A 6635-nucleotide genomic window follows, 5' to 3' on the forward strand; every position below is an offset into this window, starting at 1 on the left:
CGATTTTGTGTTCTTACAAAAATCAAACCCAAGTTGATGAGCGTTTCAACCGATCCGAGGATCGGTTCCAAAATTTACAAGAAAACAATGTTTTCTTAGAAGGATTTATTTTTCGATGGTTCCTTTCACCCGATAACTTTTGCCCTCAACGACCACGGTTTTAGTGTGATGCAAGAGTCAGTCAAGGAGCGCCGACGTGAGGGTGCTTTCGGGGCGTTCACCCTTTCAAAACCGCCTCCCCGGGAGCCGTGGCGTTGGTCTTTTTGGGCAGGGCGGCAAGCCGATGCCCCGACGGTGCGAACAGGTTGCCGGGGGCGAACGGGTCGGGTTCGGGAGGGTCGGGGCGGGGATGGGTTTTCATCCGGGCACGGAGCGTTGCGAGCTCGCCGGCCATGCGCTCCCGGAATTCGTGAAACTCGCTTCCGGCGAACTCCCGGCGGCGGTCAATCTCCGCGATCGCCAGGCGCGTCTCCTTGATCTCCGCCATGACCAGGGCGATGTTCTCTCTCAGGTCCGACCTGGATGCGGCGTTCTCGACCTTCAGGTTCAGGCGCTTGATGCTGCCCTGGAGATGTCGCAGGCTCGCGGCCGTCCGGGCGGCCGACTGGAGCCAGCCGATGAGCGCCAGGACCACGGCCGTGACAACACCCCAGAGCTCGGGAATCTCGACTGTCGGCATGTCCTTAACCTCCTTTTCGGCCCCTCCCCTCCGGCCTGGGCGCCGAAGCGGAAGGGGCATTGCAGTTCTCAGTTGATCTTCAGCACGATATCGCTTCCGGCCCGGCACCGGCGGTCGATGTTTACCGCCGTCTTTCCCGGGAACCGGCTCTCGATGACGACGGCCAGGTTCCGGCCGGGTTCGTAGGCGTTGTCCGTGAGGAGCGCGTTGAGCATGGGCGCGAAGTTGGGGGACTGCACCGCCGCGCCCGGGGCCCAGGCCTGGGTGAGGTCCCAGTGGGTTCGCATTGCCCGTTGCCCCGCCAGGATCGCGGCCCGCTGGCTCTGCCCGGTGGGCACCGCCGGGTTCGGGGTGATGCCGATGTGCGCGACAAGGGGGTCTTCCGTCTTGCCCGCCGTCCGGGCGACGGCCTTGAGATCCGTGCACCACGAATGGGTCTCGGCGCTGTTGAAGCTGATGTTGACGTGACCCAGAATCCGGCCCTCGCCGATGGGGCTGCATTCCACAAGGAAGGTTGCGGGCGCGGTAATCGGATCCTCGGTGAAGAGGCTTCCGACCGGCTGCCCCCCGGTGTCGTTGACGGTGATCCAGATCCCGCCCCCGCCGTTGTCAACGGGGTCCACGCTGATCCTGAAGTGGGTCACCCCGTCCAGGACGAGCTGGGGGGCGAGCCCGTTCAGGTCGATGCCCGCCTCGGAGATCTTCCACATGCCGTTCTCCCATTCCCCCAAGGCGACATAGTCGCTCCCGGTCCATTCGGTGACGGTCATCAGGTCCCGGACCAGGGCTTCCCCGCCGTCCGCCGTGAACTTGAGCCGGGCCGAGGCAACGGGCTTTTTGGGAAGCTGAACGTTTTCAAAAAAGACAACGGACCGGAGCAGGCCGGCCGCCTCGGTGCGGCCCAGGACGATGAGCTGCCCATCGGGATTGGCGGACGCCGCTTCGAACGCACCGCCCCCGCCCTCGGCGTCGCAGTGGCCGGCCACGGCATAGAAGATCTCCCAGGGCGTGGTGTCCGGGGGCGGGGCCGCATAGGCCGCGTTGGACGTGAAGGCGACCCGCGTGGCCTCCAGGAGCTCGTCCGGCGCATGGCCGTAGCTCCCCATGAAATCCACCATCTCCACGGTGCTTTCAGGGTCCGTCTGCAGGAGGTCGTACTCGCAGACCGCATCCTCCCGGAACATCAACAGGACGAATGCCTTGTCCTTGCTTTGCCAGGCAGCCGGGCCCACCGCCCTTCCGCCGAAGGTATCGCCGGTGTTGACGATGCCCTTGTATTCCATCTTCCATCTTTTCTCCGCCCCGGCCTGAATGAGATCCGCCAGCAGGGACGAACATTGCTTGAATGCCATATTCCGAAACCTCCGTTAATCCTGGGTCCAGCCTTCCGGCAGAGACGCTGTTTCGAGAGCGAGCTGAAAACAGATTCAACTCGACGCCCTGATCCCCCTTCAGCCTTCTTCCTCAGTCTCTTTCCGATCACTGTCACGAACGTCGATTTGAGTAAAAAAAAGCCCGGAAGCCCCATACGGGCCACCAGGCTTTTGCGGGTTGAAGGGTTTATCCGGCCTAGACGACGGTCGGGGCCAGGGCCGTCATGGCGGCGACGTCACCGCCGTGGTTCGCGAGGAAGTCGGCGATGGTCTCCGCCACGTCGGCAGGGTCCTGGGCCTCGAGGGTGGCGCGCACCGACTCGTCGGCCTTGTAGAAGATGAACAGCGCGTCCCGGGGGCTGCCCTCCTTGAGGTCCACCTTCCCGGTTTCATCCTTGGGCCTGCCGTTGTAGGCGACCGGGCCGATGCCCGTGGGGTTTTCAGCGGTCTTGATGCGGGCGTCGGCGGCCAGGGTCCAGTTGAGATCGTCGGCGCCGTTTTCCAGAAGAGACGCCGCAACGAGCGAGTCCTGTTCCCAGTCGAGCGGTAGAATGGCCATGATGTTGTCCTCCTTTCAGGTTTGGGGTTAATGTTTACCCGCTTCTTACCAGATAACGTCTTTTCGTGTGGGACGCTTGGGGACAAACCGGCACGGCAATCCAAAAAAAACGGCCGATGCGCTGAAATTCCCGCTGAGATCGCCCATTATGCCGCCCGACCTCCTGTCGCCAGGACGGCCCTTGCCACATCCTTCAGGATCCCGACCCATTCATCCTTGGTGATCTTGCCGTCTTCGAGGGCCCGGGTCATCGAATCCAGCAACGCCACGACGGCGCCAAGATAGACGATGTATTTCATCATGATCAATGCCTCCTTTTTCAGTTGTTGAGGTTGTATCCGGCCAGAAGCCACGCCTTGAGGGCGGGCCTGGGCACCAGCCACCAGGTCCCGACCCGGATCGCCTCCAGCTCTCCGGAATCGATGGCCCTGTATACGCGGCTCTTGCCGATGCCCATGATTCTGCGGATGTCCTTTGGTCCGTATTCCTCTTCCGGGAATTTTGCATCGAACCATGTGTCAAACCATTCCGGGGTGATATCCATGCCAGACTCCTTGGTATCGGGGTTATGCGGTTCGTTTTCTGGGGTTGAAACAGGGCAGAGCGGTTAGTTCGCCGTCTCGGACACGGCGTTTTCGCGGCGATCCTCGCCGTCCCATCGATCTTCCAGAAACAGTCTGAACGAGGTGTTCCGGGCCAACCGCTCCGGTTCGGTTTTCTCGGAACGCCTGCGAATGAACGCGTTGGTCTCGGACAGGAAGGCCTGTTTCAGCTCGGCTTGCTCTTTTGGGGACAGTCGCAAAAACGCGTCGGCCAGCTCCTCTTGACGAAAGAGGCGGCGTTGCGCTTGTTGCAGGCTTGCCGGCGGATGCCACCCCCACTCCCGGCGCGCCGCCTTCAGTGCGTTGATCTCCTGGATGATCTCCATGGGGGTCGGGCAGAAGCGGCTTTTCTTGAGCACTTGGGCGATAGCCTCCCGGACCTCGTCGTAGCTGTAATCATCCAAAGACAGCATGACCAATTTCAGGGCGTCGGGGCTGTAACGCCTGCCGTAAATCTCGGCCATACCCCGAACCAGCCTTACCATGTCTCCCGGATTTCCCGCTCGAGCGCTCTAAGCTCAGCTTCCCAAACCGGATCCGGACCGCCGCATACTTCCATGATTTCCCTGTTGATCTCTTTCAACCGCTCGTCGGTTTCGTCGGCGTGCCAGTCTTCTTTCGTGTAAACAGGTTTTGAAAAAAGGCGGTGGGGGGCTGCTGGTTTCTTCCCCCTGGTTTCTTTTACTGGTTTCTTATACTGGGTCAAAATTTTTGCCATGTTCCGGTCAAATTTTTTTACCTGTACAGGTAAAATTTTTTTCCCGGTCCCGACTGTTGACGGGGGAAAATCTTTTACCGGTACGGGCAAATTTTTTTCCCGGGTTACCGTTTGAATTTTGGGCCGGACGACAGCCTTCGGCACGGCTGCCTCGTTCTTCTTCGCAGAGGCCTTCTCACCCTTCCCCAGCGCTTCCAGATTAATCTCGAATCGTCGCGTGCACCGCTTCCCTGAAGAAATTTCGTCAATCGCCGCCTTTTCCAGCAAGGAATAAATCGCCTTCCGGGCCGTGGGCTTCGAGAGACCGGTCTTCGCGGCGATGTATTTCACGGCATACTTTTTGTTCGGATCGCGCCATCCGAGATTCTTGCGGATCATGAGCGCCAGAACCTTGAGCTCGTTTCCGGAGTATCGGTCGAGGTTGTCCAGGATGCTGTTCGGGAATCTTGTCCAGTTTTCGGTGGGATGTTCGATTGACATTTTCTCTCTCCGTTTGTGTCAGAATAGGAACCGATCCATTTTGCCTTTCCGGCTGCCTGGGTTGCTACGCCGCTACAACCTATGACTTAAGCTATTGCCTTTAATTATGGTTAGTTAGAAAATTTCTACCGAGAAGAAAGTATCTTTTTGGAAAAACAAGCACCGTGAGATATCAAAGTTGTCACATATTTTTAACAGCGGCGGAAATAACGCACCGATGGCCGAATATCGTACAACATCGCGATCTTTGCTATTCTTTTTGGCATACTTGTGCTGACTCAGGGTGTTTGTTATCCGGGCGCGATAATTTTTTTAAAATCGAATCGATACTTGATTCACATCACAGGGTTATATTTCTATCAGAAAGAAAATTATAAGTCAAGTAATTCGCTTGCCTGTAAGCTTAAAAGGCGTTTATAGAAAGATACTAACGAATAGAAATTTTCAGCAGGAGAACAAAAAAATGCCGGAGGGCCTTAAATGCGACGAGATTCGGAAAATCCTTGCGAAGTATCAGAAGGAGCGCGGCCAACTGGCGAAGCTAAGCCGAGCCGCCGGTGTCAGCGCCCCGGTCCTGGGGCGGATCGCCAGTGGGAAACAGAAGGCGCTGTCGGTGGAGTCATGGCTGCGGCTGCATCGGTATGACCCCGAGGTGTTTCCCCCGCCGCCGATGATAAACAGCGTCAATACCAAACACGGCAAGGGGTTCTCGGCTAAAGCGATGGAGATGTATCCGAGAATTGAGCGGATTATCGACCACGCCAACGAATCTGCCGAGGCCGATCTGCCGTGGGCGGTTTTTCTGGAGCTCTGCATCAACAGCCTGAAGAACGAAAAACTGAAAATCAAGAAACGCACCTCTTGACCCGTGCCTTCCAGGCCGGCATCAAGAGGTATGGAATCGCGGTCAACGCACGGGTTCGGCACGATGATCGGAAATCCGGGGGAACCCCAGAACCAACCGCGATATACGGCCCCGTTGCGCCAGACCCAAACCCCGATGGCCGGATGATATGACATCACGGTCAACGTAGGGGCGGACCTGCGTGTCCGCCCTCATCCCGCACCCCACCTAACGATGTTCCATACCCTGCCAAATACGGCCCTGTTGCGACAACCCCCTGCCACGACGGCCAGATCATATGCCATCACGGTCACCGTAGGGGCGGACCTGCGTGTCCGCCCTGTTCCCGCCCCCCACCAAACGATGTTCCATACCCCGCCAAACAATGGGCAGCCCAATTGTTCGCCGCGATGATCGGGAAATCCGGGGGCAATCCGCAAAGGGCGGACACACAGGTCCGCCCCTACGGGAATCCGAAAACCATCCGCGATATGCGGGCCTGTTGCGGCAAACCCCAACCACGACGGCCAGATGATATGACATCGCGGTCAACGTAGGGGCGGACCTGTGTGTCCGCCCTATTCCCGTACCGCAATGACGACATTTCTTTTTCCGGTTTCGCGCTATCGGCAATGTACCGCCTCATGTGATGGTACGGGAAAAATCGATATTTTGGGAAAAAGATGATGGGAGAGGAAAAGAAAGGAAGAAGATCGATCACGCATTTTCAGCCCGACGGGGTTGGTACAGTTTAAGAACGCCGCTGATACTGATTGATATCAAAACAAATTCATAACCCCTCGTGGGGAGAGATAATGTGGGGGCACTGTCCCCACAATTTGAGGATAAAGGCTTCATAACCCCTTATGGAGAGAGATAACCCATTTTATTTCGGGCGACCGGCCATCTATGTAGAATTCACAACCCCTCATGGGGAGAGATAACAGGGTCGCCCCTCGCGCGGGAGCGTGGATTGAAACTTTCATAACCCCCCATAGGGAGAGATAACCGATATCACCGATCTGGACAAATACACCAATGCCGATTCATAACCCCTCATGGGGAGAGATAACCCGCCATATCCATCCAGCTCCGCAGCAAGCCCAACAAGTTCATAACCCCTCATGGAGAGAGATAACGCATATAGCGGGAAAGATTATCCTGTGCATACAAATTTCATAACCCCTCATGGGGAGAGATAACGCGGAACTGTCGGGTTTTCAAGCGGTATCGAAAGCTCTTCATAACCCCTCATGGGGAGAGATAACATGGGTTATGAGGAGTTCCGGTACAAACAAGAGGAGTTCATAACCCCTCATGGGGAGAGATAACCCTGACAACCCGGTGGCGTAACGGGATGACAACTCGTTCATAACCCCT

Annotated in this window: 8 protein-coding genes and 1 CRISPR repeat array; of the genes, 1 reads left to right on the plus strand and 7 read right to left on the minus strand. The window is 57.3% G+C overall.

Features of this window, described 5'->3' with window-relative positions; all coding sequences use genetic code 11:
- Nucleotides 1–217 precede the first annotated feature (217 nt).
- From AB7S84_RS15790 to AB7S84_RS15820, 7 genes are all read right to left on the minus strand, one after another.
- Nucleotides 218–679: a hypothetical protein gene (locus tag AB7S84_RS15790; RefSeq protein ID WP_428155672.1), complete on the minus strand. Its 462-nt coding sequence runs from the start codon at nt 677–679 to the stop codon at nt 218–220.
- Nucleotides 680–747: 68 nt separating this feature from the next.
- Complete coding sequence (locus tag AB7S84_RS15795; protein WP_428155674.1) at nt 748–2031, minus strand: hypothetical protein; 1284 nt, start codon at nt 2029–2031, stop codon at nt 748–750.
- A 217-nt stretch (nt 2032–2248) separates the two neighbouring features.
- On the minus strand, nt 2249–2611 hold the full coding sequence (locus AB7S84_RS15800) for a hypothetical protein (RefSeq protein WP_020875536.1): 363 nt from the start codon (nt 2609–2611) through the stop codon (nt 2249–2251).
- A 146-nt stretch (nt 2612–2757) separates the two neighbouring features.
- Nucleotides 2758–2913, minus strand: coding sequence for a hypothetical protein (locus tag AB7S84_RS15805; protein ID WP_020875537.1), 156 nt, complete (start codon nt 2911–2913; stop codon nt 2758–2760).
- A gap of 17 nt (nt 2914–2930) precedes the next feature.
- Entirely contained in the window at nt 2931–3155 is a 225-nt protein-coding gene (locus tag AB7S84_RS15810) for an excisionase family DNA-binding protein (protein WP_020875538.1), read from the minus strand.
- Between the two features lie 63 nt (nt 3156–3218).
- Nucleotides 3219–3698: a hypothetical protein gene (locus AB7S84_RS15815; RefSeq protein WP_428155677.1), complete on the minus strand. Its 480-nt coding sequence runs from the start codon at nt 3696–3698 to the stop codon at nt 3219–3221.
- Nucleotides 3692–4411 carry a hypothetical protein gene (locus AB7S84_RS15820; RefSeq protein WP_428155679.1) on the minus strand — a complete coding sequence of 240 codons (720 nt, stop codon included), beginning with the start codon at nt 4409–4411 and terminating at the stop codon, nt 3692–3694. The genes AB7S84_RS15815 and AB7S84_RS15820 overlap by 7 nt, the downstream gene beginning before the upstream one ends.
- Before the next feature lie 463 nt (nt 4412–4874).
- Between AB7S84_RS15820 and AB7S84_RS15825 the strand changes: the two genes are divergently transcribed.
- Nucleotides 4875–5276, plus strand: a complete 402-nt coding sequence (locus tag AB7S84_RS15825; RefSeq protein WP_020875541.1) for a hypothetical protein — start codon at nt 4875–4877, stop codon at nt 5274–5276.
- A gap of 768 nt (nt 5277–6044) precedes the next feature.
- Nucleotides 6045–6587: a CRISPR direct-repeat array (repeat unit 28 nt; unit sequence TTCATAACCCCTCATGGGGAGAGATAAC).
- The last annotated feature ends 48 nt before the right edge of the window (nt 6588–6635 follow it).

Source organism: Desulfococcus sp. (assembly GCF_050178255.1).
GTDB lineage: Bacteria > Desulfobacterota > Desulfobacteria > Desulfobacterales > Desulfococcaceae > Desulfococcus > Desulfococcus multivorans.

Bases quoted from the DNA above. Each gene is read 5' to 3' on its own strand.
- AB7S84_RS15820 (WP_428155679.1), bottom strand. From the start codon at position 4,411: ATGTCAATCGAACATCCCACCGAAAACTGGACAAGATTCCCGAACAGC.
- AB7S84_RS15805 (WP_020875537.1), bottom strand. From the start codon at position 2,913: ATGATGAAATACATCGTCTATCTTGGCGCCGTCGTGGCGTTGCTGGAT.
- AB7S84_RS15795 (WP_428155674.1), bottom strand. From the start codon at position 2,031: ATGGCATTCAAGCAATGTTCGTCCCTGCTGGCGGATCTCATTCAGGCC.
- AB7S84_RS15800 (WP_020875536.1), bottom strand. From the start codon at position 2,611: ATGGCCATTCTACCGCTCGACTGGGAACAGGACTCGCTCGTTGCGGCG.
- AB7S84_RS15825 (WP_020875541.1), top strand. From the start codon at position 4,875: ATGCCGGAGGGCCTTAAATGCGACGAGATTCGGAAAATCCTTGCGAAG.
- AB7S84_RS15815 (WP_428155677.1), bottom strand. From the start codon at position 3,698: ATGGTAAGGCTGGTTCGGGGTATGGCCGAGATTTACGGCAGGCGTTAC.
- AB7S84_RS15790 (WP_428155672.1), bottom strand. From the start codon at position 679: ATGCCGACAGTCGAGATTCCCGAGCTCTGGGGTGTTGTCACGGCCGTG.
- AB7S84_RS15810 (WP_020875538.1), bottom strand. From the start codon at position 3,155: ATGGATATCACCCCGGAATGGTTTGACACATGGTTCGATGCAAAATTC.